Source organism: Mesorhizobium sp. GbtcB19 (assembly GCF_019091085.1).
GTDB lineage: Bacteria > Pseudomonadota > Alphaproteobacteria > Rhizobiales > Rhizobiaceae > Mesorhizobium.
In genome coordinates this window covers 69,814-96,100 of sequence record NZ_JAGXJY010000017.1, presented here as the reverse complement: position 1 = coordinate 96,100, position 26,287 = coordinate 69,814, and the positions used below count along the sequence as shown (strand labels likewise).

Sequence of the window (26,287 nt, the reverse complement as noted above, 5' to 3'; positions counted from 1 at the left end):
GCCGGACGGCAAGGGCAAATGGCTGTGGTCGGCCTCGTGTGGCAATCCTATTTCTTCCTGGTCTTGCGCGGCGGCTTTTGCGCCGGCTGCTCGAACAGATCGACGTCGAGCGGTTTGTCTGCTTTTGGCGCGGCGGCCGGCTTGGCCGGTTTCGCGGCAGCGGTGGGAGCCGGCTGCTGGTCCTTGGCGGAAAACTTGATGGCCATGTCTATTCCTGAAAAGCGTCGGTGACTCACATCGCGGTCGACCGGTCCTAGCACACAATCGGGCAACCGGAACGGAAAAGACCTGCGGTTGCCGACCATACCGATCCGGTCGTGACGTCCGCGAACAGACGTCGATTATTTTGCCGAGTTAAGGAACCGCCGCCGGAGCCGGGCGTTATTGCAGTGCCGTCAGCAGTCGAAAGAAGGCTAACGGCACAAGGACGCCTCCCGCGCCATAAAACGCGTGAGAGGCGTTCTTTTTGTGTGCCGCCTACATGATCACGCTCAACATCGGCAGGATTTCATAGCGGAAGCCGCGGCCCGAGCGCGCCACCGGGTCGTCATCGGTGACCGCCTTCGCCTCGGCTTCGCTGCCGGCACGCAGGATCAGCAGTCCCCAGGGGCCGGCCGGATCGGCGACGGGGCCGGCCATGATCATGATGCCTTCGCGCAGCTTCTCGCGCAGATAGCCGGCATGCCGGCCCATCAGCGCCCTTTCCTCCTCCGACATGGTGAAGGCGAAATCCGGCCGCGGCGGGATCAGCCTGCAATGGAAGATTTTTGGCGCCGTGGTTTCATGCGGTGCTTCGCTGCTGGCCATCGGTCTTCCTCCCGGATCAATATTGCGCCGGCCGGTTTCACAGGCGCAAGCTTCAATCCATGCCGAAGCCGCCTTGCCGGTCAAAGCGGTCGAGGATCGTCTTGAGGTGGCCTTTCAGCTCATCGAGTCCGGATTGACCGAGCACTCCGGCATATTCGGCTTCGATCTCGGCCATCACCTCGACCGCGGTGGCAAGCCCTTGGCGTCCCTTCGGCGTGAAGGCAACGATGACGCCGCGGCCGTCCTCAGGGTCGGCCCGGCGCTCGACGAAACCCGCCGCTTCGATCTCCTTCACCAGTTGAGCGACCGCCTGCCGGGTGATGCCCATGCGCCTGGCCAGGCCGGAAATCCGCGTGCCTTCGGTATCGAGATTGCCGAGCAGCCGGGGATAGGAGGGCTGCATACGCTCGAAACCGCGCGCCTGCATGCGCGCCACGGTCTCGTCGTTCATCAGGCGAAACAGCCGCACCAGCTGCCGCAGCAGGATCTTTTCGCGGCGGGCGCGAAATTCGGCGTCGGTGACTTTCGAATCCGGACTGTCCAACGCATACCTCAAAATTTAGGCAAGCTGATTGACAAACTAGGCAAGCAGGTTGACAATCTAAGCAAGCTTGTTGACTAAAACAAGCTTGGCCTTTGCCGATCCGCGCCCAGGGAGGTAGCCATGGATTCGCAGCGCGTCTCGTCCACTGTCATTGCCGGTTTTCCCGCGATCGAGACAGGACCCGTCGCCGGCCGCCCGCCGCTGCTGTTCGTCCATGGTGCCTTCGTCGACCACACCAGCTTCCGGCCGTGGCTTGAATTCTTCGCCGAACATGGCTGGCGCGGCTTCGCTGCCGCGCGGCGTGGCCGTGCGGGCATAGGTCCCGCCCGGGCCAAGGGTCTCGCCATCGCCGACTATGTCGAGGACACGCTGAAGGTGATCGCGGCGCTCGGCGAGAAGCCGGTCGTGATCGGCCACAGCCTTGGCGGCCTGATCGCCCAGCAGATCGCGGCACTCGGTCATGCCGAGGCGATCGTCCTGCTCTGCCCGGCGCCGGCGGCGAAATTGCCGGCGCAAAAGGTGGCGCTGCCCACCTATCTGCCGATGATGCCAAGAATCCTGACCGGACAACCGATCCTGCCATCGGCCAGGGGCTGCGCCACCATCGCGCTCAACCGTATGCCGAAGGAGGCCTGCCCGGTCCTGCATGCGCAACTGGTGCCCGAATCCGGCAAGGTCTATCGCGAGTTGATCTTCGGCTCCTACAAGGTCGATTTCGCGAAGATCTCCTGCCCGGCCATGGTCGTCGGCGCCGCCGAGGACCGGATCGTCGCCCCGGCGCTGGTCGAATGGACGGCGCAAAAGCTCGGCGTCACCGCCGATATCCGCGAGCGTCATGCCCATTGGCTGCTGGAAGAGCCGGGCTGGGAGGAGATCGCCGCCGGCGTGGCCGACTTCCTCACCACACACTGGCCGGCCAGGCAGGCGTCGCTGAGCCGTACTGCCTGATACGGCGCGGTCGGCGGGACAGGCATCGCGGCCTCAAAGCCGTTTGCCTGTCAATCCTGCTCGTGCGGCCCTGGCTCAGGCCAGGGCTCGTTCGCCGCTTCCGCATACCAGTGCCGCATCGCGGGGGTCGCCAATACCGCATCGACATAGGCGCGGGTGACCGCCGCCAGCTCGCCGCCATAGGTGTCGAAGCGCGTGACCACCGGCGCATACATGGCGTCGGCCGCGGTGAAGTGGCCGAACAGGAACGGGCCGCCCTCGCCATACTGCTCGCGGCACTGGCGCCAGATCGCCTCGATCCGCGCCCGCTGCGCTTCGCCCTCGGCATCGAGCGGCTTGTGCGATTTCGGCCGGCGCAGGTTCATCGGCCAGCCGTAACGGACCTCGCGGAAGCCGGAATGCATTTCGGTCGCCACCGAGCGGGCCAGAGCGCGGACGCCAAGGTCATCCGGCCAGAGCTTTTTTTCGGGAAAGAGGTCTGCCAGATATTCAAGGATGGCAAGGGTTTCCCAGACGATCCTGCCATTATGATTCAACAGCGGCACCAAGCCGGTCGGCGACACTTTGGCGAGATTGGCGAAGGTCTGCGGCGTGCGCAGGCGCACGAAGCCCTCCTCGAAGGGGATCTCCAGGTGCTTCATCGCCACCCAAGGCCTGAGCGACCATGAGGAAAAGCACTTGTTGCCGATATAGAGGGTGAATTCCGCCAAGACCGTCTCCTGATGATGTCAATTCGCTGCGGCCGTCGTGATCGCCGGCGGCCTGATGCCGGCGCGGGCCTGGATCGCGGCCACCGCCGCTTCTATGTCGGTATTGACCTCGAGCGCCTTGCGGCCGGCGCCGATCAGGAGGTCGACCTGGTCGACCGGCAGCCTGAGCCTGGTCGGAATGTCGTTCAGCTTCGCTTCGGTTGCCGGATCGACATCGGCGAAGGACAGATGCTGGACGACGAGACGGACATCGCGGCAGTTCCAGCCACCGGCCGAGCCGCGATAGGCCGAAACCGTCGAGCCCGGCAGGCCGCAGCGGAAGCGCACCAGCTCGCCCTTCCATTGCGAGACGGCAAGCCTCAACGCATCGAACTCGTCGCGCACCGAAGCGGCAAGCGTCGTGCTGGTCGTCACGTCGAAAAGCTCGCTGGCCTTCGGTCCATGCAGCGACTTCGTCCAGGCTTTGTTGCTGCCGCTGCCGGCGTCGACCACGATGAAGATCAGCGTGTTCAGGCGCACGGCCTCCGAGGGTGACAGCGGTCCGTAGGGCGTGCCGGCGGCCGAGCGTTCGAGCGTGAAGCCGGTGACGCCGATATTGTCGGTGAGGCCGCCGTCCAGCAGCTTCACATAGTCGTGCGGGCCCGCGTTCTGGTAGGCGTCGAGCGCGCCTGCATAGGCCTTGAGCCGCAGCGAGGCGTTGCGGTCGGCCAGCGCCTCACTCAACCACCCGGGCCGGTGGTAGCCGCAATCGGGACTGGTCGCGGCGACGACGATCGGCGCGAAGACGACGGGCACGGCGGCGGATGCCGCGACGCCATCGGCAAGCCGCACCTTGTCGAGATCGCTGCACAGCGCGGCGAAGGTGTCGTAGGTGAACAGGAAGGGCGTGCGATTGTAGATGTCGGACGCGTTGATCCAGACGATCGGGCCGTTCGGCTTGTGCAGCGCCTTGAAGGTCGCGCCGTCGAAAAGATGATCGTTCAGCCATTTGGCGAAGCCGCTGCGGTCGTTGACGCCGCCATAATAGGCGCGCACCAGGTTGACCGGAGAGATCGCCTCCCTGAGATCGGCCTCGGCGTTCTGGGTCAGGAAACGCTCGCGGAAATCCTGGTAACCGTCCCTGCCCTTGTAGCCGAAATAGGCGGCGGCGATGGCGCCGCCGGAAGCGCCTGAAATCATCCTGATATCGTCGACCAGCGTGCGCCGTTTCGGGCGTTCGTCGATGACGACGTCGTCCAGCGCCCGCAACACGCCATAGGAGAAAGCGGCCGCCCGCGTGCCGCCGCCGGAAAAGGCCAAGCCCACGACGGTCGAGCCGTCATCGGCCGGATCGGGGATGTAGGTGGGCGACGGGTGGCCAACTTCCTTGGTCAGCACGTTGATCGGCCCGACATCGTCGGCGACGCAGCCGGCCACGGCCATCAGCACTGCGACAAAGGCCACACGAAAACGCAAAACCCGGTTCCCCCGGCTGCCCTCACCCGCAGCCGCGCGAACCCTAGCCGGATTGCGTCGCCCGATGCAACCGCAGCTGAAACAGGTAGCTTCTCATGTTGAACTTCACCGGGATTGAACGTGGCTGAGCAGCGACGCGACGTAGGTTTCGATCCCCAGCCTGCGGGCGGTGTCGAGGATCCGGGTCCACGTCTCTTGCGGCTCGCGGCCCGACGCGATCATGCCTGGCGCATTGTGAAACGCGTCGGCAAGCATTCGGGCTTTGCCGAGATTATCGGTCGCACGAATTTCGATGAGAGCGACCTGCAGAATACGCAGGATAATTTCGTTGGTGATCAGTTGAGGATCAGTCAATCGAGTCAACTTTCCTTGCTTGGTTGCAAGCTTCATTCTCGCACACTGGCAGTGCAAAGACATCGCCACGGTCTGGAACCCAAACCGCTCCGGCACGTTATGAGACCCGGATGCGGTTCTAGCATCCAGCTCCCGTTGAGACCCAGGAGATGCGCGCATGGTGAACAGGGATCAGGTGGCCGGTATTGCCAAGCAAATGAAGGGTTCGGTCAAGCAGGCGGCGGGCAAGGCCACCGGCAACCGGCGGACCCAGGTCGAAGGCGCTGCCGACAAGCTCGCCGGCAAGGTGCAGAAGGCCTATGGCGACGTGAAGGACAAGGTCAAAAAGGCGTTCTAGTCCCTGAGCCATGACGACAGGCTAAGAGGCCGCCGCGAGCGGCCTTTCATGTCTGGAATTGCTTGGCGAAGGCGTTGGTGAAGACGATCTCGCCATGGTCCCCCGCCGCTTCGCCAAGCACCACATCCATGTTGTCGGCCGTGACCCTGGCCAGCGCGAAACCACCCATATAGGCCGCCTTCGGCTTGATGAGGTCGAGCCCGTCACGCTGGTAGATCATCGGCACGTCGTGCTGGTGGCCATGGAAGACGGCAATGACGTTATAGCCCTTGATCGCCGCCAGCAGCGCCTGGCGATCAGCCTCGCCCCACCAATGCGGGCGGCCGGCGCCATCGTCGTCATAGGTGCGTTTCGCCGGATCCCAGCGCTCGGTCGAGAACGTATCCCAGCCGTAGTGCTGGAACAGGATCACCGGACGGCCGTCGCCGGCATAGGTGGCAAGATCCTGCTTCAACCAGGTAAGGCTGCTCGGCGCGCCATGGCCGGTATCGCCGGCGAAGCGATGCGCCTGGATAAGATGCAGGCCGCCCCAGTCCCAGGAATAGCAGTCGGTGTCGACGTCATATTCGGTCGCCGGCACCGGCGGCTTGAAGAACACGCCGGGGCGGTGGTTGACCTCGACATAATCGCGCAATTCGCGGCGATACCAGTCGACATGCGGCGGCGAGCCGTTCTGGTCGAGATCGTGGTTGCCGAGCCCGACATAGACCGGAATGTGGATGCGGTCCGGCCCAACGCCTTGGCTGTAGCGCTGCGAGAACTGCAGGAGCTGCGTGCCTTCGGAGGGTTCGGTGACCTGGCCGCCGCCATCGTCGGTGATGTCGCCGCCGGTGACGAGCCCGAGCGGCATGCCGATGCGGGTGCCGGCCGAATGCAGGCCAGTGGAGACGCCGTTGATCTCGGCCGGCCATTCCCTGTCGGCGATGGCGTTCAGCGCCGCGACGTTGCGCAGCAAGGCGGCGTCGGTCTTGCCCTCCTGCGCGCAATGCGGGCTCAAGCCGCTCGCCATGCGGCAGGCATGGATATCGGCGATGAAGAGGAAGGTCGCGTCGACCGGCTGGATGCGCTTGCCGGTCTGGCCGAAGGCTACACGCGGAAGGGCGCAGGCGGCAGCGAGGCCGCCCAACCGGGCGATGAAGATGCGGCGCGAAACGGTTGCTGGCAAAGGGCGATTCATCGTCACACGATTGAACATGCTCGGGGCCGCTTCGTCCAGTTTGGCGCCGGACCGGCGCCTGGGAGACATTTCATGCCAAGGCATGAAAAGCTCTTGGGTCGACAGCGCGGCAGGGGTCTGTCATTCCTTGCAGAATGCAGCCAGGGGAGGAAGGCATGAAAACCGTTGCAACCGGCATGGTGCTCGCCATGCTCGCCTTGGCCGGCGCCGCGCAGGCCGCGGACTGCGTCGACGCCAAATCCGCGAAAGCCGGCTTCGTGCTGGAAAAGTCCGGCATCAGCAGCGAGTTCCGGCCGGCGCCCGGCGGGATGGTCGCGGTCGCCAACACATACCAGTCGGACTCGCCGCAGACGCAGTATCTCTATGCCGGGCTGATCGAGGTTTTTCGCGACAGCGACACCGGACGGCTGTCGATGATCCCGCTCGGCGACTTGAAGAAGCTGTTCCCGCTGAAGGCAGGCGCCAAGAGCAAGACGGATTTCGTACGGCTGTCGTCGAAGAAGCCGCCGAAGGGCACCGAGACGCTGGCGCTCGCGGTCAAGGGCAAGGACAGCTACAAGCTCGGCGACTGCAAATACAACGTGCTGGTGGTCAGCGAGACGATCACCGGCGATTCAGGCAATGTGATCGACAGTTTTACCGCGCTCTACTCACCTGACCTGCAAGCGGTGGTGGCGCGCCGCTATGACGAAGGCACGAGCGCGCAGAGCGAGGTGGGATTCGAGACGATCAAGCCGCTGAAGGAGTAGTGGCAGTCGTTCTTAAGTTTTCAAGCGAAGGCGATCCTTCACACCCCCCTCTGTCCTGCCGGACATCTCCCCCGCAAGGGGGGAGATCGGATTTCGCGCAGGCTTTCGCCAATCGCCAGCGCTGCAGAAAAGGCGCCGCCAGCCAAGCTGCTAATCTCCCCCCTTGCGGGGGAGATGGCCGGCAGGCCAGAGGGGGGTGCTGTCCCGCTAACGTGGCTGAATTGTCTGCCGTGGCAACACCCTGCGGCGTCGCCTCGCTGCCGGTCCGCCCGACGACGGCTGGACGCTTTCCAGTCCGCTCAAGCACTCCCGCAACACCCCGGCATCCTGCGACGCCTTGGCCATCGACATGGCGCCGGAATAGGTGGCCACCGCCAGCGCCGCGAAGCGATCGGGATCGATCCCGCCCTCCCCGCCATTCGTCTGGTCAACGCGCATCTTATCGGCGATAGCCTGCCGCCAGCCGGCGAAGATCCTGGCCAGCACCGCGCGAAACTCGTCGTCGGCCAGCGACAGTTCATGCGCCAGGTTGTTGAGCGGGCAGCCCCGCACATAGCCTTGCTCTTCGAGCTCTGCCGCCACCGCCTCGAACACGGCCCGCACACCTTCGCGGGCCGTGGATGCTGCCAGCACCGGCTCGATCCAGGTTTCCTGGATCGCAGCAGCCACCCGCTCCTCGACGACCGCGAGTGCCAGCGCCTTCTTGGTCGGGAAATGGTGATGCAGCGCGCCTCCGGTGACGCCGGCCGCCGCCATCAGGTCGCCGAGGCTCGAGGCGTGATAACCGCGCGCCTGGAAGGAGTCTTCGGCCACGTCCAGCACGCGCCGGCGCATGCCTTCCGGGTCGTTGGTGCGCTTTTTGCGAGCCATGCGCGATCTCCCCTTCTCCCCTTGTGGGAGAAGGTGCCTGAACGAAGTGAAGGCGGATGAGGGGTGATCGAGGGAAGACCAGCGTCTCACTCCGCTGGAACACCCCTCATCCGTCTCGGCGCTGCGCGCCGAGCCACCTTCTCCCACAAGGGGAGAAGGGGAAAACCACGATAGCAGATTGACAAAACAGGACAACCGGTCTGTTTATAAAACAGGACGATCACCCTGTTTTGAGATTCCGACCGTGAACCGACCCCCTCGCTATGCCTCGCCTGTCGTCGAACTGAGGCAATACACGCTGAAGCCGGGGCAACGCGAAACGCTGATCGCACTGTTCGATCGGGAGTTCGTCGAGACGCAGGAAGCGACGGGTATGACCGTCATCGGCCAGTTCCGCGACCTCGACCGCCCAAACATGTTCGTCTGGCTGCGCGGCTTCGAGAGCATGGAGACAAGGAAGGACGCACTCAGCGCCTTCTATGGCGGGCCGGTCTGGGCAGCGCATCGCGATGCCGCCAATGCGACGATGATCGATTCCGACGACGTGCTGCTATTGAAGCCGGCCTGGCAGGGTGCCGGGTTCGACCTGTCAGGATCGAAGCGGCCTACAACAGCCGAGGCCCAAAGCATGAGCGATCGCAGCCGATTGCCCGGTTTTGTTGAGATTTCGATTCATCATTTGCGACCGGGCGCCGAGGCCGGTTTTGCCGAGCGCTTCCAGGCGGAGGCCGTTCCACAACTCGCCGCGAATGGCGCCCGGCTGCTTGGCGCTTTCATCAGCGAGCACTGCGAAAACACCTTTCCGCGTTTGCCTGTGCGTGCCGGCGAAAATGTCTTCATCGCCGTCGCGGGCTTCGATGATGGCGACTCCCATGCCGGTTTTCAGACCGCCCTCGCCGCTTCGCCGGCATGGCGCGCGGTCCGTGAAACCCATTGGGCCGGTTCGACAAAGCCCGCCGAGACTTTGCGCCTGACGCCTACGGCCCGATCCCTGTTGCGATAGTCAACCGGCAGGAAAAGCCCCAGCTATTGCCTTGGCGACAAAGGCCGTATCCTCCCAATGCGGGTTGTGGCCGCAATCCTGAGCCCAGACCAGCCGCGACCCGGCCAGCGCCTGGGTCAGCGCCCGCTGATGCGCTTCGCCGAAAAGCGGATCGCGGCTACCCGCGATGATCAGCGCCGGTACCCGCACGGCGCTCGCCGCGTCGGTCAGATCGGCGCGGCGGACTTCTTCGAGAATGGCGCGCCAACGCGCCGCTGGGATCGCGGAGGCGTCTTTCGCGAGAGCGTCGAGAAAAGCGCGCGGTACGCCCGGTCCGCAGGCATGCCACCACTCATAGAAGGGATCGGACGGCGAAATTGGATCGCGCAACGAGGCAACACCGTCGATCAGCGGGTGATCCCATGCTAAATCAGGCTTCAGCGCGCTGGCCATGATCACCAGCCCGCCGATCAATTCAGAATGCCGCGCTGCCAGCATGATCGACACCATGCCGCCCAGCGAATGGCCGACGACGACCGGCCTGTCGAGCCGCAGACGCCGGATCAGCCCGGCAATGTCGTCAGCGAAATCGGCGACGCCACAACCCTCGCCCGCCGGCGAGCCGCCGTGGCCACGCAAGTCCGGCATGATCATCCGGCGGCCGCAGAGATGCGGCGCCAGCAATGAGAAGCTGCGGCTGGTGTCGGTGAAGCCATGCACAAGGACAAGCGGCGGCTCCGAGCCGTCTATCTCGACATAGGCTAGGTCGAGACCACCGACATCGACGATCCGCTTGTGGCTGGCCCAGGCGGCCTGCTCGATCTCCTGCTGGCGAAAGTCCAATGCCGCCGACCTCACAGTCCGAGCTTTTCCTTGACCGCGGCAAGGCCGGGCTTGCCGTCGAAGGTGGCGACGCCGGCGAGCCAGGCGTCGAGGCGATCCTTGTGCAAGGCGATCGACTTCAGCGCGCCGTCCTCCGGCTTCATGCCGTCATTGATGAGGTAACCCATGCCGACATTTTCCATGTCGATGTCGAAGGCAAGGTTCTTCAGGAACTGCGCGACGTTCGGGCATTCCTGCAGAAATCCCTTGCGCACCTGCGTCGTCACGGTGGCGGCGCCGAAATTCGGGCCGAAGAACTTGTCGCCGCCGGTCAGGTACTTGAAGTCGTACATGGTGTTCATCGGATGCGGCGCCCAGCCCTGGAAGACGATGAACTGCTTCTCCTTGATCTCGTAGCCGACCTCCGAAAGCATGCCGGCCTCGCTCGATTCCACCACCTGCCAGCCGTCGAGGCCGAATTGCCGATCGGCGATGGCATCCATCATCAGCTGGTTGGAGCCGGGCTCGATGCCGTACATCTTCTTGCCGAACTTGTCGGCGAATTTGTGCAGGTCGGACAGGTCCTTGACGCCAGCATCCCAGACATAGGTCGGCACGGCGAAAGTGTATTTGGCGCCGACCAGATTGACGCGCACATTCTCGATCGAGCCATCCTTCTTGTAGGGTTCGTAGTAAGTGACCATCGCCGGGTCCCAATAGCCGAGGAACAGGTCGAGATCCCGGTTCTTCATGCCCTCGTAGATGACATTGATGCCGAGCACCTCGCTCTGCGGCTCGTAGCCGAGCGCCTGGAGCAGCACCTTGGCCACGCCCGTGGTGAAGGCCAGATCGTTCCAGCCGGGCTCGGCCATGCGGACCACTTTACAGCCCTCGGCTTCGGCGGCCCGGGCCGCCTGGGAAGCCAGCATCAAGGCGGCGACACAGACGCCATTCGCAAGCATGCGCAACATTGCGGTTCTCCTCGTTGTCAAGATTGACCTTTTGGTCGATTTATTGTCCCATCGGTTAATAATTGATCTGAGCGGACGAAGATGTCAACATGGATTCGCAATGCTTGGATCGATCTGGTGAAACTCACGCGTCTCAGCGATATACGCCGCAAGGAGTTGCGGCAGGCGGCCTTCGCCGTCCTGGAGCGCGAAGGCATTGCCGGCGCCACGCTGGAAAAGGTCGCCGCCCAGGCCGGCGCCTCGAAGGGCATCGTGCTGCATTATTTCCGCAACAAGCAGGAGCTGTTCGAGCATGCCATGCGCGAGGCGAACGCCGTGCTGTGCTTCGCGGTAATCGCGCGACTTCGACGGGCCCGGACGCCGATGGAACGGCTGGACGCGGTGATCGAGGGCAATTTCGAGGAGCATTTGTTCCTGCCGCCGCTCTGCCATGCCTGGCTGTCGCTCTGCGCCGAGGTGCCGCGCGACGAGAAGCTCGCGCGCATCCAGAGGGTCATCCACGCGCGCATGCGCTCGAATCTTCTGTCCGGCCTGCGCGGCCTTGCCTCGCCGGAACTGGCCGAGGAGATCGTGCTCGGCGTCACCGCTTTGATCGACGGGCTATGGCTCAGGCTCGGCCTGCAGCCGGGCAGTGTTAGCCGCGAGCAGGCGGTGCGCCAGGTCAAGGATTTCGTCGCGGGGCGGCTCGTCCTGCGTCAGCCTGCCCCTGCCGAACTGGTCTCGGCCCGATAAAGTTTCATACCGGGCGATAGGCCATCGGATTGACCCCTCGCGCCCTTCGGCGCTGCATTCCTGCGGCAATTGCAGGGAGCATGGCGATGCGACTTCAGGGCAAGCGGGCGCTGGTTACCGGCGGGTCGGACGGCATCGGACTGGCGATAGCGGAAGCTTTTGCACGCGAAGGCGCTGATCTGCTGATCGTCGGCCGCGACGCAGGGAAGCTGGAAACCGCGCGCAGCACCATAGCCCAGCATGCGAAAGGCAACGCGGCGGTCGAGACATTATCGGCCGATCTCGCCACCGGTGCCGGCATCGATGCCGTGGCCGGCCATGTCGGGCAATCCGGCCGGCCGCTGGACATCCTCGTCAACAATGCCGGCGTCGCCTATCTGGTGCCGTTCGAGACGGTGAGCGCGGAGCAGTTCCAGCATTCCTTCGCGCTCAACGTGACGGCGGCCTTCTTCCTGACCCAAAAGCTCTTGCCGCATCTCGGCGCGAACGCCTCGGTCATCAACATCTCGTCCTACTTCGCCAGCAAGATGATCCCGAAGCGGCCGTCGAGCCTTTATTCGCTGTCCAAAGGCGCACTGAATTCGCTGACCAAATCGCTCGCCTTCGAGCTCGGCCCGCGCGGCATCCGCGTCAACGCGATCGCACCCGGCACCATCGACACCGCCATGCGGCGCAAATCGATCGTCAACCTGCCGGCCGAAGCGCAGGCCGAACTCAAGGCCTATGTCGAGCGCAGCTATCCGCTCGGCCGCATCGGCCGCCCCTCGGATGTCGCCGGCATGGCCGTGCATCTCGCCAGTGAGGAAGCAGCCTGGACCAGCGGCGGCATATTTGCGGTGGATGGCGGCTATACGGCTGGGTGAGCTGAAGCGCCCTTCTCCCCTTGCGGGAGAAGGTGGCCGAGCGAAGCTCGGTCGGATGAGGGGTGTTCCAGGGAACGCCAGCGCCTCACTCCGCTGGAACACCCCTCATCCGTCTCGGCGCTGCGCGCCGATCCACCTTCTCCCACAAGGGGAGAAGGAAGAGGCGCGTTCCTTCAACCGATTTGCATCTTCCCCGCCCGCAATCTCCGCTTGATGCCTTTTGTGCAACGCGATACGCCCTTGCCCAATCGACAGACCGGAGATTTCCAGTGAGCGCTCAAAAGACCAGAACCGAAACCGATACGTTCGGTCCCATCGAAGTGGCGGCCGACCGTTATTGGGGCGCGCAGGCGCAGCGTTCGCTGGGCAATTTCAAGATCGGCTGGGAGAAGCAGCCGGCTTCGATCGTGCGCGCGCTCGGCATCGTCAAGCGTGCGGCCGCCGAGGTCAACATGGAGATGAAGCGGCTCGATCCCACCGTCGGCAAGGCAATCGTCGAGGCAGCACAGGAAGTCATCGACGGCAAGCTCGACGAGCATTTCCCGCTGGTTGTGTGGCAGACCGGCTCGGGCACGCAGTCCAACATGAACGCCAATGAGGTGATCTCCAACCGGGCGATCGAGATGCTCGGCGGCGTCATGGGCTCGAAAAAGCCGGTGCACCCGAACGACCACGTCAATATGAGCCAGTCGTCGAACGACACCTATCCAACGGCCATGCATATCGCCTGCGCCGAGCGGGTCGTGCATCACCTGATCCCGGCGCTGCACCACCTGCACAAGGCGCTCGACGCCAAGGCGCGTGCCTTCAACCACATCATCAAGATCGGCCGCACCCACACGCAGGACGCCACGCCGCTGACGCTCGGCCAGGAATTTTCCGGCTATGCCGCGCAGGTCGCTTCGTCCATCAGGCGCATCGAGCAGACGCTGCCCGGTTTGCAGGAGCTGGCGCAGGGCGGCACCGCCGTCGGCACAGGCCTCAACGCGCCGGTCGGCTTCGCGGAGAAGGTCGCCGACCGTATCGCTTCGATCACCGGCATTGCCTTCGTCACCGCGCCGAACAAGTTCGAGGCGCTGGCAGCACACGATTCGATGGTGTTCTCGCATGGAGCGATCAACGCGGCCGGCGCGGCGCTGTTCAAGATCGCCAACGACATCCGCCTGCTCGGCTCCGGCCCGCGTTCGGGCCTTGGCGAGCTGTCGCTGCCGGAAAACGAGCCGGGCTCCTCGATCATGCCTGGCAAGGTCAACCCGACCCAGTGCGAGGCGCTGACGCAGGTCTGCGTCCAGGTGTTCGGCAACAATGCCGCGCTGACCTTCGCCGGCAGCCAGGGCCATTTCGAGCTCAATGTCTACAACCCGCTGATGGCCTATAATTTCCTGCAATCGGTGCAGCTGCTGGCGGATGCGTCCGTGTCTTTCACCGACAATTGCGTGGTCGGCATCGAGGCGCGCGAAGACAACATCAAGGCCGCGCTGGAGCGCTCGCTGATGCTGGTGACGGCGCTCGCCCCCACCATCGGCTACGACAACGCCGCCAAGATCGCCAAGACCGCGCACAAGAACGGCACGACGCTACGCGAGGAAGCCTTGGCTACCGGGCTGGTCAGCGAAGCCGATTACGACCGGCTGGTGCGCCCCGAGGACATGACGCATCCGGGGTGAAGTGCGGCTTCGTCATCCTGGGGCGTAGCGAAGCGTAGACCCCAGGATCCATGCCGTTACCTAGCGCGAAGGGTGCAGCGGAGCAGGACCTGCATCGCTGCGGCTGTTTTGACGTCACGGAATGGATCCTCGGGTCTGCGCCGCGTCGCTTCGCTCCTTGCTTCGCCCGTGGATGACGAGCGCTTGGGATTTTGCGGCAGCACAATTTGCTTCCCCAAGCCAATCCGCGACATGATTTTCGCGCGTGCCGGCAGATGTCAGAAACATCCATCCTGTGAACAATGTGTCGTCACATAGGCGGCTTTTGGTGAACAGTCCGGATCGTCTATCTGACTGGGCATTCAACCCGTTCGGAGAACCGCCATGTCCATCAACTCTTCCGTCGCCGGTACCGGCGCCCAGTCCAACAGCTCCACCACGATCCTGCTCGGCCGCATCCTGCTCGCCGTCATCTTCCTGCTTTCCGGCTTCGGCAAGCTCACCGCCATTTCCGGCACCGCGGCCTATTTCGGCGGCCTCGGCCTGCCGCTGCCGACTGTCACCGCCGTCGTCGTCGGCCTGATCGAACTGCTCGGCGGCGTTGCCGTCCTCGTTGGCTTCCAGACCCGCATCGCCGCCTGGGTGCTCGCCATCTTCACGATCGCCACCGGGCTCGTCGCCCACACCGGCTGGGCCGACCAGATGCAGATGATCCAGTTCCTCAAGAACCTCGCCATCACTGGCGGCTTCATCCTGCTCGCCTCTTCCGGCGCCGGCGCCTTTTCGATCGACGCCAAGCGCGGCTGATTTTTTCCTCCCAGACTGCCTGAACGAGCGGCGCGGAATTTTCCGCGCCGCTTTTTCGTTTTCCAATTACAGGCGTAGACTGCGTCGGCAGACGGCAAGGGAGATGGCCATGCTCCGCAACGCACTGCTTCTCATCTCGCGGCTTCTGCTTGCCGCGCTGTTCGTGCCCTCGGGCTTCCAGGCGCTGAGCAACATCGCCGGCACGACCAGCTATTTCGCCGGCCTCGGCCTGCCGCTGCCGACCTTGGCCGCCTGGGGCACCGGCCTGTTCGAGCTGGTTGCCGGACTGCTGATCCTGATCGGCTTCCAGACGCGGGTCGTGGCGCTGCTGCTTGCCGCCTTCTCGATCGCCGCCGGCTTCATCGGCCATTACGGCCAGGGCGCCGACGACGCCACACTCGCCTTCCTGCACCAGCAGATGCTGATGAAGGACATCGCCATTGCCGGCGGCTTCCTGGCGCTGGCCATGGCCGGCGCAGGCGTGTGGTCGGCGGACGGGCGCGGCTTTGGCATCAGCGCCGACGTCACCTGAGGAGTTTACTTCACCGAAACGCTCGGGCCACCCTCGACCGCCAGCACCAGGCGGCGGTTGGTGATGCGGGCCAGCTGCGCCAACCGGCCGGCCGGCCGTTCGCCATAAAGATCGGAAAGCGAAGCCGGCAGCACCAGCGCCAGCGCGCCGTTACCGCGGCTTTCCCATTTCAGCCTCGGCATCACGCCTGGCATTGCCGCTGTCAGCAGATAGACGACGCGCATCATGGCCGCGAGCGTGCGAGCCCGTTCCAGCAGGCGCGGCGGCGCCAGCGCCTTGATCTCGGGCGCGACGCCGTCGTTGAAGACGCCGTCATGGCGGTAGGCGTTGGCCAAAGCCAGATAAGCGCGGCCGGGGTGGTCGACGCCGATGAAGGAGGCATGCGCGATGATGTTGAGCGACTGCCGGCCGCGATATTCCGGATGCGCGCGCCAGCCGATATCGGCGAGCAGGCAAGCGGCGTGACGATAACGCGCCTCGTCTTCCGTCTCGTCGATGCCGAAGGCCTTGAACGCCTTGCCGGTCCATTCGACAAGGTCATGCGCGTGGTGCACCGAGCGCGAGCGTAAGAGCGCCAGTTCCTCGGCCGCCGAGATCAGAGGGTCGGACTTCTGCTCTTCCGCGTCGAGCAGTGAATAGAGAAAGCCTTCGCGCACGCCTTGCGCCGACACGACGATCTTCGACGGTTGCATCGCCGCCATGATCTCCTGCAGCACCACGGCGCCATAGGGCAGCAGCGAGCGGCGGTTCTTGGAGACGCCTTCGATGCCCCTCACCTTTTCGACCTCGCCCCTGGCCACCTGCTTCAGGAACGTCAGCGCGCTGTCGGCCGATATCTCGTAGTGATGCATGACGCCGAGCGGGTAGTTGTTCATCTCCATATGCAGTCTGGCGAGGTTTCGCCAGGTGCCGCCGACGGCATAGAAAACCCTGCCCTGCCCGCCCTTGAGCAGCTTTGCCCGCGCCAGTTCCTGGCGCGCGATCTTCTGCGCCTGGACGAGCGAGTTCTTGGCCATGTCTTGCAGGCGCAGGCCGCCGAGCGGCAGCGTGATGCCGTCGCCGATCGATTCGCGGTTGATGTCGATCAGCTCGAGGCTGCCGCCGCCAAGGTCGCCGGCGATGCCATTGGCCGGATGGAAGCCGGAAATGACGCCGAGCGCCGAATAATAGGCTTCCTGGCGGCCGGTGAGCACACGGATCTCGGTCTTCAGCACATCCTCGGCGCGGTGGATGAAATCGGGACCGTTGCCCGCCTCACGCGCGGCCGCGGTCGCCAGCACATACATGTGCTCGGCGCCGGCCTGATCCGAAAGCGCGCGGAACCGGCGGAACTCCTCCATCGAGCGCGTCACCGCCTCGGGATCGAGCTTGCCGGTCGAAACGATGCCGCGGCCGAGGCCGGCCAGCATCTTTTCATTGAACAAAAGCGTCGGCGAGCGCGCCAGGCCCTCATAGACGACAAGGCGGATCGAATTCGATCCGATGTCGATGATCGACAGCGGCCGCCGGTCCTGAAGCCGGCCCTGGGAAACTGAAATCACGCGGCGCCGTTCTTCTTGCGGCGCTTGAACTGGGCAATGCGCTTGGGCGCATGCGATTTCAGCGCGTCGCCCCGTCCGGAGAGGCTCGGATTGGTCATGAAATATTCCTGCGCGTTGAACGGCTCTTCGCCCTCCTCCAGCACAACGCGCCGGGAGGTCCCGTCAGCCAATACGTCGAAACTTTGCTGGTTGTCCATGACGTTGCCCAGCATGATCTGGCCAAGCACCTGTTCATGCACAGTTGGATTGGTGATCGGCACCAGGGTCTCGACGCGGCGGTCGAGATTGCGCGGCATCATGTCGGCGGAGGAGATGTAGACGATCGCCTCGTCCGACGGCAGGCCGTGGCCGTTGCCGAAGCAGAAGATGCGACTGTGCTCGAGGAAGCGGCCGACGATCGATTTCACCCGGATGTTTTCCGAAAGGCCGGGCACCTGCGGCCGCAGGCAGCAGATGCCGCGCACGACGAGGTCGATCTCGACGCCGGCGCGGCTGGCGTCATAGAGCGCGTCGATGATGGTCGGATCGACCAGCGCGTTCATCTTCATCCAGATGCGGGCGGGCCGGCCTTCGTGGGCGTGGACGATCTCCTCGGCGATGTGCTTCAGGATGCGATTGCGCAGCGTGAAGGGCGATACGGCGAGGCGCATCTCCTCGGCCGGCTCGGCATAGCCGGTGATGAAGTTGAAGATCTGCGCGACATCGCGCGCGATCGTCGGATCGGTGGTGAAGAAGGACAGATCGGTGTAGATGCGCGCGGTGACCGGGTGGTAGTTGCCGGTGCCGAGATGCACGTAATTGCGCAGCTTGCCGTCCTCGCGGCGCACCACCAGCGACATCTTGGCGTGGGTCTTCAGTTCGAGGAAGCCGAACACGACCTGCACGCCGGCGCGTTCGAGGTCGCGCGCCCAGCGGATGTTGGCCTCTTCATCGAAGCGCGCCTTGAGCTCGACAAGGGCCGTCACAGACTTGCCGGCCTCGGCGGCATCGATCAGCGCGCGCACGATCGGGCTGTCGTTCGAGGTACGATAGAGCGTCTGCTTGATCGCCACCACTTCGGAATCGGCCGCCGCCTGGCGCAGGAACTGCACCACCACATCGAAGGATTCGTAAGGGTGGTGGACGACGATGTCCTTCTCGCGGATAGCGGCCAGGCAGTCGCCGCCATGCTCGCGGATGCGCTCGGGGAAGCGCGGGTTGTAGGGGACAAATTTGAGGTCGTCGCGCGGAATGGCGACGATCTCGGAAATCTGGTTGAGCGCCAGCGGACCGGTCAAGACGCTGATGCGGCTCGACGAGACGCCTAGCTCGCCGGCAACGAAATCGCGCAGCGCGGCCGGCATCAGCGTGTCGAATTCGATACGGATCACCGAACCGCGGCGTCGCCGCTTCAGCGCCGTCTCGAACAGGCGCACCAGGTCTTCCGACTCTTCCTCGACCTCGATATCGCTGTCGCGGATGATGCGGAACGTGCCGGAGCCCTTGACCTCATATCCAGGGAAAAGCTTGCCGATATAGATGCCGACCGCCTCCTCCAGCGGGATGAAGCGCACATGGTGCTTGCGATCGGGCAGCCGGATGAAACGTCTGAGCGCCACCGGCAGGCGCAGAAGCGCGCTCATCTCCTCGCCATTCTTGCGGTGGCGCAATTGCAGGGCGATGGAAAAGCCGAGATTGGGGATGAACGGGAACGGATGCGCCGGGTCGATCGACAGCGGCGTCAGCACCGGGAAAACCTGGTCCTGGAAATGCTCCTCCAGCCAAGCCTTCTCTTCCTTGGTCAGCGCATCGCGGGTGATGCTCTCTATGCCTTCCTTGTTGAGCAGAACCATCAGCGCCGACAGGCTCTTCTGCTGATCTTCCTGCAGTCGCTCGACCTCGCGCAGCAATTGTTCGAGCTGCTGCTCGGGCGTGCGGCCGTCCGGGCTCTTCAGCGCGATACCCTCGCGCACCTGACCGGCGAGGCCGGCGACGCGGACCATGAAGAACTCGTCGAGATTGGCTGCCGAGATCGACAGGAAGCGCACGCGCTCGAGCAGCGGGTGATGCTCGTTCAGCGATTCCTCCAGGACGCGGCGGTTGAATTGCAGCCAGGAGAATTCGCGGTTGACGAAACGGTCGGGATTGCCGCCGTCGGGGCTTGCCGCCTCGACGGTGATGAATTCGCTCTGCACCGGCTTCAGTTCGTTCATGTTTCCCTTGCCCGCAACCGTCCCTGAGAGCACCGCATATTGCCGTCCGGCGACGCTCTAACATGTTTTTGTGACGCATGATCATCACGGAATCGCTCCGTGCCCGGCCTCATGCGCTTAACCGGCTCAACTTATCCTCTGCCAGCCTTTTGCGACAGTTTGATTTCATCGATCTTGCAAACTGGCCTGTTATGCTCCAGATGCAGGCTGGTCACACCCACTGGCCGAACCCAATTGGAGACGACGATGGCAGGCGGAAGCATCCCCCATTTCCAGAACGACGCGGGCCATCCGGTCATCGAGATCGGCGTCAAGGAGTTCATGTGCACCGGCGCCAACCCGCCTTTCGACCATCCGCATGTGTTCCTCGACATGGGCGACGACAATGAAAAGGTCTGCCCCTACTGCTCGACGCTCTACCGCTATTCGCCGTCGCTGAGGGCAACGGAAACGCAGCCGGCCGGCTGCCTCTATGTCGACCAGGCCGCCTGACCTCCTTCCCCGACCATGACTGAGGCACGGTCCCGGCAGATCGTCATCGCCGGGGCTGGCATCGCCGGGCTGACGGCAGCACTTGCCTTCGCCGAGCGCGGCTTCCCGGTAAAATTGTTCGAACAGGCCAAGCAGCTCGAAGCGGCCGGCGCCGGCCTCCAGCTTTCCCCAAACTCGACCCGTATCCTGCGCCGGCTCGGCGTGCTGGAGCACCTGCTGCTAAATGCGATCCGGCCGGAAGCGGTGGTGCTGAAGGACGCAAAAAGCCTGCGCGAACTGGCGCGCGTGCCACTTGGAGCGGCTGGTGAAAGTCGCTGGGGCGCCCCCTATCTCGCGGCGCATCGCGCCGACCTGCAGGCGGCGCTGATGGCGGCAGTGGCGCAACGGCCGGAGATCGAGCTTGTCACGGGCGCTCGGGTAACCGGTGTCGCCGCCGGCCCGCAAAGTGTTGTCGCGACGGTCGAGACCGACGGCACGGCCATGGAGGTTGGAGGCGGCCTGCTGGTCGGCGCGGACGGCGTGTGGTCCTCGGTTCGCGCCGGGCTTGCCCGGACGGCCGGCTTCGCGGCAAGCCGGTTTTCGGGCGAACTCGCCTGGCGCGCGACGATCCCGGCGCAAAGCGCCGCCGGCCAGGTTTTTACACAAGTCGGCGCCCCGGACTCTGTCACGACCTTCCTGCATCCGGGCTTCCACATGGTCGCCTATCCGGTGAGCAACGGCAGCGCCTTCAACCTTGCCGCCTTCACCAAGGGCGAGCGCATCGCCGAAGGCTGGTCCGGCCATGCCGACCCTGCCATCCTCTCAAGCGCCATGCGCGGCACTGCGGCAACGCTGTCGAGACTGGTGGAGCTCGCCGGCCCATGGACGGCCTTCCCCATCCACACCGTCGAGCAGCGGCGCTGGACGATGCCGGACGGCATCGCACTGGTCGGCGATGCCGCGCATGCCATGACGCCATTCGCGGCCCAGGGCGCGGCCATGGGGATCGAGGATGGCGCAATGCTCGCCGATCTGATCGCCGATTTTCCGGGTGACCTGAAGCAGAGCCTGACCGTGTGGGAAAATCTGCGGCGGCCGCGCGTGGCAAGGGTGCTGAAACGCGGTGCGCTCAATCGCCTCGCCTGGCACGCCTGGGGGCCGGTGGCGATTGCGCGAAACCTGGTGCTGGCGACGCGGCCGGCGGAGAAGCTCGCGGCGGATATGGATTGGCTATACGGGTGGGAGGAGCAGAAGGTTGTGCGGCGGTAGGGTATCATCGCCAAACGGCTAACCGGATAGGTTGGCGGGACAGCACCCCCTCTGGCCTGCCGGAACGCGATGTTGGCCGGAAGAGCGCTCAATCATACAACTCCATCGACCACCACAGCGATACCGGCAACGGGTTCCACCATCCCGTGCGGAGGCCGGCAACCCGCAATCCCGCCGCGGTCCACGTATTGCAGCCAACCAGCGCGTTGAAATGGCCGTTGGCCTCGTAGAACCGGTCATAGGTGGAATAGCCCGCATCCTCGATCACCATCGGCCCGTCGGGCCCCTGCCGAAAACTCGCCGCGATATAGTCGAGCAGCGCCGTAGAACGCGCCTCGTCGATGTCGAAACTGGCGACATCGGGATGCGGTTCCTTGATCGCTCCTGCGATATCGACATGCATCACCGAGGCGTCGACGGTCAGCGCCTTCAGCACCGGCACGGCCTTCAACTCAGACCAGGTCGGCGTTTCCAGATAGAAAGCGCGGCCGCCCCAGCCGAAGACGATGTAGCGTGCCTCCGGCGCATCTATCGGCAGGCCGGCATCGGCCAGGAAGGCGAAGCGGCGGCGCACCCCGTCATCGAGGGGAACGGCAATGTCGGTATGGATAGGGTTCTTCAGCACCAGGATGTGCCGCGTGCCCTCGCCTCTTGCGGCGGCGGGCCAGAGCGGACGCGGCACCAGCGTGCCGAGCACGACGGCGAGTGCCACCGCGACAACGAGCGTGGTCAGGAAACGCAGGAATTTTCTCATCGGGCGCGGTAAGTCGGTCGCCTCGTGATTTCGTCATCCTCGGGCTTGACCCGAGGATTCATGCCGTGACGTCCGCCATCAAGTGCAGCGGAGCAGAATTCTGAGCCGTTGCAACGCCTTAGCCTAACGGCATGGATCCTAGGGTCTGCGCGCGTCGCTTCGCTCCTTGCTTCGCCCTAGGATGACGACCGAGTGGGCGCCTCAGTGCAGGATCTGGCTGAGGAACAGCTTGGTGCGCTCATGGCGCGGATGGTCGAAGAACTCGGCCGGCGTGTTCTGCTCGACGATCTGGCCCTGATCCATGAAGATCACGCGGTTGGCGACCTTGCGGGCAAAGCCCATCTCGTGGGTGACGCACAGCATCGTCATGCCTTCCTCGGCCAGACCCACCATCGTCTCCAGCACTTCCTTGATCATTTCCGGATCGAGCGCCGAGGTCGGCTCGTCGAACAGCATGATGCGCGGGTTCATGCAGAGCGAGCGCGCGATCGCCACGCGCTGCTGCTGGCCGCCGGAGAGCTGGCCGGGGTACTTGTTGGCCTGCTCCGGGATCTTCACGCGCTTCAGGAAATGCATGGCGATCTCTTCCGCCTGCTTCTTCGGCATTTTGCGCACCCAGATCGGCGCCAGCGTGCAGTTCTCCAGTATGGTGAGGTGCGGGAACAGGTTGAAGTGCTGGAACACCATGCCGACCTCGCGGCGCACCTCGTCGATCTTCTTCAGATCGTTGGTGAGTTCCTTGCCGTCGACGATGATCTTGCCCTTCTGATGCTCCTCCAGCCGGTTGATGCAGCGGATCATGGTCGACTTGCCGGAGCCGGACGGGCCGCAAATGACGATGCGCTCGCCGCGCATCACCTTGAGGTTGATGTCCTTCAAGACATGGAACTCGCCATACCATTTGTGCATGCCGACGATGTCGATGGCGACATCGGTGGTCGAGACATGCATCTTTCCAGCATTGACCTTGAGGTCTTCCGCGCTGACGGCGTTTTCGGTGGCCATGGCCAATTTCCCCTTTTTATCGCCTATAACCGGTATCGAGCCGGCGTTCTGTGTACATTGAATAGCGCGACATGGCGAAGCAGAACAGCCAGAATACGAAGGCGGCAAAGATCAGGCCCGATTTCGGGGTCTGCGGTGTCGCCCAATTGGGGTCGGCGAAATTCTGCTTCACCACGCCCAGAAGATCGAACATCGAGATAATCAGGACAAGGCTGGTATCCTTCAACATGCCGATGAAGGTGTTGACGATGCCGGGAATGACCAGCTTCAACGCCTGCGGCAGCACGATGAGGCCCATCTTCTGCCAGTAGCCGAGGCCGAGCGAGTCGGCGCCCTCATACTGGCCCTTCGGGATCGCCTGCAGGCCGCCACGGATCACCTCGGCCATATAGGCGGCCGCGAACAGCGACACGCCGATCAGGGCCCGCAGGTACTTGTCGAAGCTGACGCCCTCCGGCAGGAACAGCGGCAGCATGACGCTGGCGAAGAAAAGCACGGTGATCAGCGGAATGCCGCGCACCGTCTCGATGAAGACGATGCACAGCCATTTGATGATCGGCATCTTCGAACGCCGGCCGAGCGCCAGCAGGATGCCCATCGGCAGCGACACGGCAATGCCGACGAAAGACAGGCTGAGCGTGACCAGCAGCCCACCCCAGCGCGGGGTCTCGACATGCGGCAGGCCGAACACCCCGCCGACCAGCAGAAAGAAGGCGACGACCGGCAGCGCCACGAAGAGCAGCAGGGCGTTCAGGCCCTTGCGCGGCACGCGCGGAATGAGCATCGGCACCAGCAACGCCACGAACAGGATGGCCACCAGGATCGGCCGCCAGCGCTCCTCGATCGGATAGGTGCCGAACATGAACTGGCCGAACTTGGCGTTGACGAAAGCCCAGCAGGCGCCGGTCCAACCGTCGGGCTGGATGCCGCCTTGCGCGGCCGTGGTGCAGACCGTGCGGTCCGGCCCGGTCCAAACGGCATTGATGAACGCCCAGTTGACGACCTGCGGCAGAACCCACAGCACAATGGCGATGCCCACCACGGTCAGGATGATGTCGCCGACCGAACCGATCAGGTTCTTGCGCACCCAGGCATAGGCGCCGCGCTCCCTCGCCGGCGCCGGCTGCGCCAGCGCCATCTCGGTGCGCACCCAGGACATATCGTGTTCCTGCATGGCCCTACCTCTCCACCAGCGCCATTCTGGCGTTGACGATATTCATGACAAAAGACGTCACCAGGCTCAGCACCAGATAGGCGATCATCATGATGAACACGCCCTCGACCGCCTGTCCGGTCTGGTTCAGCACCGTGCCGGCGGTCGCGGTGAGATCGGGATAGCCAATGGCGATCGCCAGCGAGGAGTTCTTGGTCAGGTTGAGATACTGGCTGGTCAGCGGTGGGATGACGATGCGCATCGCCTGCGGAATGACCACCAGCCGCAGGATCGGGCCGGAACGCAGGCCGAGTGCGCCGGCCGCCTCGCTCTGGCCTCTGCTGACCCCCCTGATGCCGGCGCGCACGATCTCGGCGATGAAGGCCGCGGTATAGAAGGACAACGCCAGCAGGAGCGACAGGAACTCAGGCTTGACCCAGAAGCCGCCGGTCAGGTTGAAGGTCGACTGCTTCGGAAAATCGAAGGTGAGCGGCATGCCGCTGAGCAGGAAGGCGAGCACCGGCAGGCCGACGATGAGCGCGACCGAGGTCCAGAAGACCGGGAATTGCTGGCCGGTTGCCTTCTGCCGCAGTCGCGCCCTGTGAGCGACGAACCAGGCCATTGCAATGGCCAACAGTAAAGCGACACCGATCAGCCAGGAGCCATCCCCCCAGACAACGCGCGGCAAATAGAAACCACGCTGGTTGAGGAAGGAGCCGAACGGCAGATGGATGCTCTCGCGCGGCGCCGGCAGCACGGCAAGCACGCCGGAATACCAGAAGAAGATGACCAGCAGCGGCGGGATGTTGCGAAAAATCTCGACATAGACCGTGCAGATCTTGCGGATAAGCCAGTTCTGCGACAGGCGGCCGATGCCGATGGTGAAGCCCACGACGGTGGCAAGCACGATGCCGGCGACGGCAACGATGATCGTGTTGAGCAGACCGACGACCAGCGCGCGGAAATAGGTCGAGTCGGACGTGTAGGCGATCGGCGTGTCGGAGATGTCGAAGCCGGCCCTGCTCTTGAGGAAGCCGAAGCCTGAAGCAATGTGCAGGCGCTGGAGGTTTTCGATGACGTTGTGGACGATCCACCAGATCGAGCTGAACAGTAGGATCACAACCAGCGTCTGAAAGAACAGGCTGCGTATTCTCGGGTCGTTGATGAAGGAGCCGCGGCTCGGCTCCTCGCGAAGGATTTCCTGCGAAGCCATGGACCGTCCCCTGGAAAGAGAAACCGGGAGGCAGACGACCTGCCTCCCGGATCACGTTCAATCAGCGGATCGGGGGGCCGTATTGCAGGCCGCCCTTGGTCCACAGCGCGTTGATGCCGCGGGCGATCTTGAGCGGGCTGCCCGAGCCGACATTGCGCTCGAACATCTCACCGTAATTGCCGACAGCCTTGACGATGTTGACGACAAAATCGTTCGAGAGGCCGAGATCGGCGCCGTACTTACCATCGGGCTCGGTGCCGAGCAGGCGCTGGATGTTCGGGTCGGTCGAGGTCTTCATCTCATCGACATTCGCCTGCGTGACGCCGGCTTCCTCGGCATTCAGCAGCGCGAAATAGGTCCAGCGCGCGATATGCGCCCACTGGTCGTCGCCCTGGCGCACGGCCGGGCCAAGCGGCTCCTTGGAGATGATCTCGGGCAGCACGACATGGTCGGCCGGCGAGGACAGCGTCAGACGGATACCATACAGGCCGGACTGGTCCGTGGTGTAGGCGTCGCAGCGGCCGGCGTCATAGGCGGCGTTGACCTCTTCCAGCTTCTCGAACACGACGGGATTGTACTCCATCTTGTTCTTCTTGAAGTAGTCGGCGAGGTTGAGCTCGGTCGTGGTGCCGCTCTGCACGCAGACGGCGGCGCCCGAAAGCTGCAGCGCCGAGTTGACGCCCGGCAGCTTCTTGGCGTTGATCATGAAGCCCTGGCCGTCATAGTAGGTGACGCCGACGAAATCGAGGCCGAGCGCGCTGTCGCGGTTGCTGGTCCAGGTGGTGTTGCGCGACAGAATGTCGATCTCACCCGACTGGAGCGCGGTGAAGCGTTCCTTGGCGCTGAGCGGCGTGAACTTGACCTTGGTGGCATCACCGAAGACGGCGGCTGCGACGGCCCGGCAGAAATCGGCGTCGATGCCCTTCCAGTCGCCCTTGTCGTCCGGCGCCGAGAAGCCGGCGAGACCGGTCGAGACGCCGCACTGGATGAAGCCCTTCTGCTTCACGGTATCGAGCGTGCCGGCCGAAGCGGCGGACGCCGTGAACCCGAGCGCGGCGGCGCCGAGGATGCCCAATGCAATGTGTTTCATGACCCACAGACCCTTTTCTGTTACAGGCGCCCCTACTCCCAGGCGGCGCTTGATCTTTTTTCGTTTGTGAACGCAGCTCCCACTTGGGTCCGCTCCCGGACCCGCATCGTTTGCCGATGCGCTGCCTCCCATTCACGAAACGCATCGAAGGCGATTATTCCCGTGAGGTCAAGGGAAATGACCGAATTGCGACACGTTTGAAAAGCAATTGCCGCAAATGCCTGAATTGCGGACAAGAGCACCATGAAACCGGCAGACGCTGCGAACAAATCAGTCAAGTCGCGTCGTCGCGA

28 protein-coding genes are annotated in these 26,287 nt (G+C 64.0%); 11 read left to right on the top strand and 17 right to left on the bottom strand.

The window, feature by feature from the left end; translation table 11 throughout:
- Positions 1 to 47: 47 nt before the first annotated feature.
- The 3 genes from KVT37_RS24780 to KVT37_RS24770 form a co-directional block, all read right to left on the bottom strand.
- Entirely contained in the window at positions 48 to 206 is a 159-nt protein-coding gene (locus KVT37_RS24780) for a hypothetical protein (protein ID WP_217577634.1), read from the bottom strand.
- 271 nt (positions 207 to 477) lie between these two features.
- Positions 478 to 807, bottom strand: a complete 330-nt coding sequence (locus tag KVT37_RS24775; protein WP_217577633.1) for a YciI family protein — start codon at positions 805 to 807, stop codon at positions 478 to 480.
- Between the two features lie 52 nt (positions 808 to 859).
- Positions 860 to 1,351, bottom strand: coding sequence for a MarR family winged helix-turn-helix transcriptional regulator (locus KVT37_RS24770; protein WP_217577632.1), 492 nt, complete (start codon positions 1,349 to 1,351; stop codon positions 860 to 862).
- Positions 1,352 to 1,471: 120 nt separating this feature from the next.
- On the opposite strand from KVT37_RS24770, the gene KVT37_RS24765 reads away from it, so the two are divergent.
- Positions 1,472 to 2,299, top strand: coding sequence for an alpha/beta hydrolase (locus KVT37_RS24765; RefSeq protein WP_217577631.1), 828 nt, complete (start codon positions 1,472 to 1,474; stop codon positions 2,297 to 2,299).
- 50 nt (positions 2,300 to 2,349) lie between these two features.
- On the opposite strand, the gene KVT37_RS24760 is transcribed toward KVT37_RS24765, so the two are convergent.
- The 3 genes from KVT37_RS24760 to KVT37_RS24750 form a co-directional block, all read right to left on the bottom strand.
- On the bottom strand, positions 2,350 to 3,009 hold the full coding sequence (locus KVT37_RS24760; protein WP_217577630.1) for a glutathione S-transferase family protein: 660 nt from the start codon (positions 3,007 to 3,009) through the stop codon (positions 2,350 to 2,352).
- Positions 3,010 to 3,027: 18 nt separating this feature from the next.
- Positions 3,028 to 4,431 carry a patatin-like phospholipase family protein gene (locus tag KVT37_RS24755; protein ID WP_217577669.1) on the bottom strand — a complete coding sequence of 468 codons (1,404 nt, stop codon included), beginning with the start codon at positions 4,429 to 4,431 and terminating at the stop codon, positions 3,028 to 3,030.
- 138 nt (positions 4,432 to 4,569) lie between these two features.
- Positions 4,570 to 4,854, bottom strand: a complete 285-nt coding sequence (locus KVT37_RS24750) for a hypothetical protein (RefSeq protein ID WP_217577629.1) — start codon at positions 4,852 to 4,854, stop codon at positions 4,570 to 4,572.
- A gap of 121 nt (positions 4,855 to 4,975) precedes the next feature.
- Between KVT37_RS24750 and KVT37_RS24745 the strand changes: the two genes are divergently transcribed.
- Positions 4,976 to 5,155 carry a CsbD family protein gene (locus tag KVT37_RS24745; protein ID WP_112098045.1) on the top strand — a complete coding sequence of 60 codons (180 nt, stop codon included), beginning with the start codon at positions 4,976 to 4,978 and terminating at the stop codon, positions 5,153 to 5,155.
- A 46-nt stretch (positions 5,156 to 5,201) separates the two neighbouring features.
- On the opposite strand, the gene KVT37_RS24740 is transcribed toward KVT37_RS24745, so the two are convergent.
- On the bottom strand, positions 5,202 to 6,350 hold the full coding sequence (locus KVT37_RS24740) for a metallophosphoesterase (RefSeq protein WP_217577628.1): 1,149 nt from the start codon (positions 6,348 to 6,350) through the stop codon (positions 5,202 to 5,204).
- Between the two features lie 137 nt (positions 6,351 to 6,487).
- On the opposite strand from KVT37_RS24740, the gene KVT37_RS24735 reads away from it, so the two are divergent.
- The gene (locus KVT37_RS24735; protein ID WP_217577627.1) at positions 6,488 to 7,081 is read left to right on the top strand and encodes a hypothetical protein; all 594 of its coding nucleotides are present in this window, start codon (positions 6,488 to 6,490) and stop codon (positions 7,079 to 7,081) included.
- Between the two features lie 207 nt (positions 7,082 to 7,288).
- On the opposite strand, the gene KVT37_RS24730 is transcribed toward KVT37_RS24735, so the two are convergent.
- Positions 7,289 to 7,951, bottom strand: a complete 663-nt coding sequence (locus tag KVT37_RS24730; protein ID WP_254634231.1) for a TetR/AcrR family transcriptional regulator — start codon at positions 7,949 to 7,951, stop codon at positions 7,289 to 7,291.
- Between the two features lie 178 nt (positions 7,952 to 8,129).
- Between KVT37_RS24730 and KVT37_RS24725 the strand changes: the two genes are divergently transcribed.
- Positions 8,130 to 8,954 carry an NIPSNAP family protein gene (locus KVT37_RS24725; RefSeq protein WP_306797014.1) on the top strand — a complete coding sequence of 275 codons (825 nt, stop codon included), beginning with the start codon at positions 8,130 to 8,132 and terminating at the stop codon, positions 8,952 to 8,954.
- On the opposite strand, the gene KVT37_RS24720 is transcribed toward KVT37_RS24725, so the two are convergent.
- Together KVT37_RS24720 and choX are read right to left on the bottom strand one after the other, a co-directional pair.
- Positions 8,955 to 9,776, bottom strand: a complete 822-nt coding sequence (locus tag KVT37_RS24720) for an alpha/beta fold hydrolase (protein WP_217577626.1) — start codon at positions 9,774 to 9,776, stop codon at positions 8,955 to 8,957.
- An 11-nt stretch (positions 9,777 to 9,787) separates the two neighbouring features.
- Positions 9,788 to 10,726: a choline ABC transporter substrate-binding protein gene (choX, locus tag KVT37_RS24715; protein ID WP_217577625.1), complete on the bottom strand. Its 939-nt coding sequence runs from the start codon at positions 10,724 to 10,726 to the stop codon at positions 9,788 to 9,790.
- Between the two features lie 81 nt (positions 10,727 to 10,807).
- On the opposite strand from choX, the gene betI reads away from it, so the two are divergent.
- From betI to KVT37_RS24690, 5 genes are all read left to right on the top strand, one after another.
- Positions 10,808 to 11,458, top strand: a complete 651-nt coding sequence (gene betI, locus KVT37_RS24710) for a transcriptional regulator BetI (RefSeq protein ID WP_217577624.1) — start codon at positions 10,808 to 10,810, stop codon at positions 11,456 to 11,458.
- An 86-nt stretch (positions 11,459 to 11,544) separates the two neighbouring features.
- Positions 11,545 to 12,321 (top strand): SDR family NAD(P)-dependent oxidoreductase, encoded by a 777-nt coding sequence (locus KVT37_RS24705; protein WP_217577666.1) that lies wholly within the window; start codon positions 11,545 to 11,547, stop codon positions 12,319 to 12,321.
- A 269-nt stretch (positions 12,322 to 12,590) separates the two neighbouring features.
- Positions 12,591 to 13,988, top strand: a complete 1,398-nt coding sequence (gene fumC / locus KVT37_RS24700; RefSeq protein WP_217577623.1) for a class II fumarate hydratase — start codon at positions 12,591 to 12,593, stop codon at positions 13,986 to 13,988.
- A gap of 363 nt (positions 13,989 to 14,351) precedes the next feature.
- Positions 14,352 to 14,774 carry a DoxX family protein gene (locus KVT37_RS24695; protein WP_217577622.1) on the top strand — a complete coding sequence of 141 codons (423 nt, stop codon included), beginning with the start codon at positions 14,352 to 14,354 and terminating at the stop codon, positions 14,772 to 14,774.
- Between the two features lie 109 nt (positions 14,775 to 14,883).
- Positions 14,884 to 15,306 carry a DoxX family protein gene (locus tag KVT37_RS24690; RefSeq protein WP_217577621.1) on the top strand — a complete coding sequence of 141 codons (423 nt, stop codon included), beginning with the start codon at positions 14,884 to 14,886 and terminating at the stop codon, positions 15,304 to 15,306.
- Between the two features lie 5 nt (positions 15,307 to 15,311).
- Here the strand turns inward: KVT37_RS24690 and ppx are convergent, their stop codons facing one another.
- Positions 15,312 to 16,847, bottom strand: coding sequence for an exopolyphosphatase (gene ppx / locus KVT37_RS24685; RefSeq protein ID WP_217577620.1), 1,536 nt, complete (start codon positions 16,845 to 16,847; stop codon positions 15,312 to 15,314).
- The gene (locus KVT37_RS24680) at positions 16,844 to 19,039 is read right to left on the bottom strand and encodes an RNA degradosome polyphosphate kinase (RefSeq protein ID WP_217577619.1); all 2,196 of its coding nucleotides are present in this window, start codon (positions 19,037 to 19,039) and stop codon (positions 16,844 to 16,846) included. The genes ppx and KVT37_RS24680 overlap by 4 nt, the downstream gene beginning before the upstream one ends.
- Before the next feature lie 246 nt (positions 19,040 to 19,285).
- Between KVT37_RS24680 and KVT37_RS24675 the strand changes: the two genes are divergently transcribed.
- Together KVT37_RS24675 and KVT37_RS24670 are read left to right on the top strand one after the other, a co-directional pair.
- Complete coding sequence (locus KVT37_RS24675; protein WP_217577618.1) at positions 19,286 to 19,531, top strand: zinc-finger domain-containing protein; 246 nt, start codon at positions 19,286 to 19,288, stop codon at positions 19,529 to 19,531.
- 15 nt (positions 19,532 to 19,546) lie between these two features.
- Positions 19,547 to 20,779: an FAD-dependent monooxygenase gene (locus KVT37_RS24670; protein ID WP_217577617.1), complete on the top strand. Its 1,233-nt coding sequence runs from the start codon at positions 19,547 to 19,549 to the stop codon at positions 20,777 to 20,779.
- An 88-nt stretch (positions 20,780 to 20,867) separates the two neighbouring features.
- Here the strand turns inward: KVT37_RS24670 and KVT37_RS24665 are convergent, their stop codons facing one another.
- The 5 genes from KVT37_RS24665 to KVT37_RS24645 form a co-directional block, all read right to left on the bottom strand.
- The gene (locus KVT37_RS24665; RefSeq protein WP_217577616.1) at positions 20,868 to 21,533 is read right to left on the bottom strand and encodes a TIGR02117 family protein; all 666 of its coding nucleotides are present in this window, start codon (positions 21,531 to 21,533) and stop codon (positions 20,868 to 20,870) included.
- 201 nt (positions 21,534 to 21,734) lie between these two features.
- Positions 21,735 to 22,538, bottom strand: a complete 804-nt coding sequence (locus tag KVT37_RS24660; RefSeq protein ID WP_052457670.1) for an amino acid ABC transporter ATP-binding protein — start codon at positions 22,536 to 22,538, stop codon at positions 21,735 to 21,737.
- Between the two features lie 16 nt (positions 22,539 to 22,554).
- A complete protein-coding gene (locus KVT37_RS24655) occupies positions 22,555 to 23,712 on the bottom strand; it encodes an amino acid ABC transporter permease (protein WP_217577615.1) in 1,158 nt (385 codons plus the stop codon).
- Positions 23,713 to 23,716: 4 nt separating this feature from the next.
- Positions 23,717 to 24,904: an amino acid ABC transporter permease gene (locus KVT37_RS24650; RefSeq protein ID WP_217577614.1), complete on the bottom strand. Its 1,188-nt coding sequence runs from the start codon at positions 24,902 to 24,904 to the stop codon at positions 23,717 to 23,719.
- 61 nt (positions 24,905 to 24,965) lie between these two features.
- The gene (locus tag KVT37_RS24645) at positions 24,966 to 25,994 is read right to left on the bottom strand and encodes an amino acid ABC transporter substrate-binding protein (protein ID WP_217577613.1); all 1,029 of its coding nucleotides are present in this window, start codon (positions 25,992 to 25,994) and stop codon (positions 24,966 to 24,968) included.
- Positions 25,995 to 26,287 lie beyond the last annotated feature (293 nt).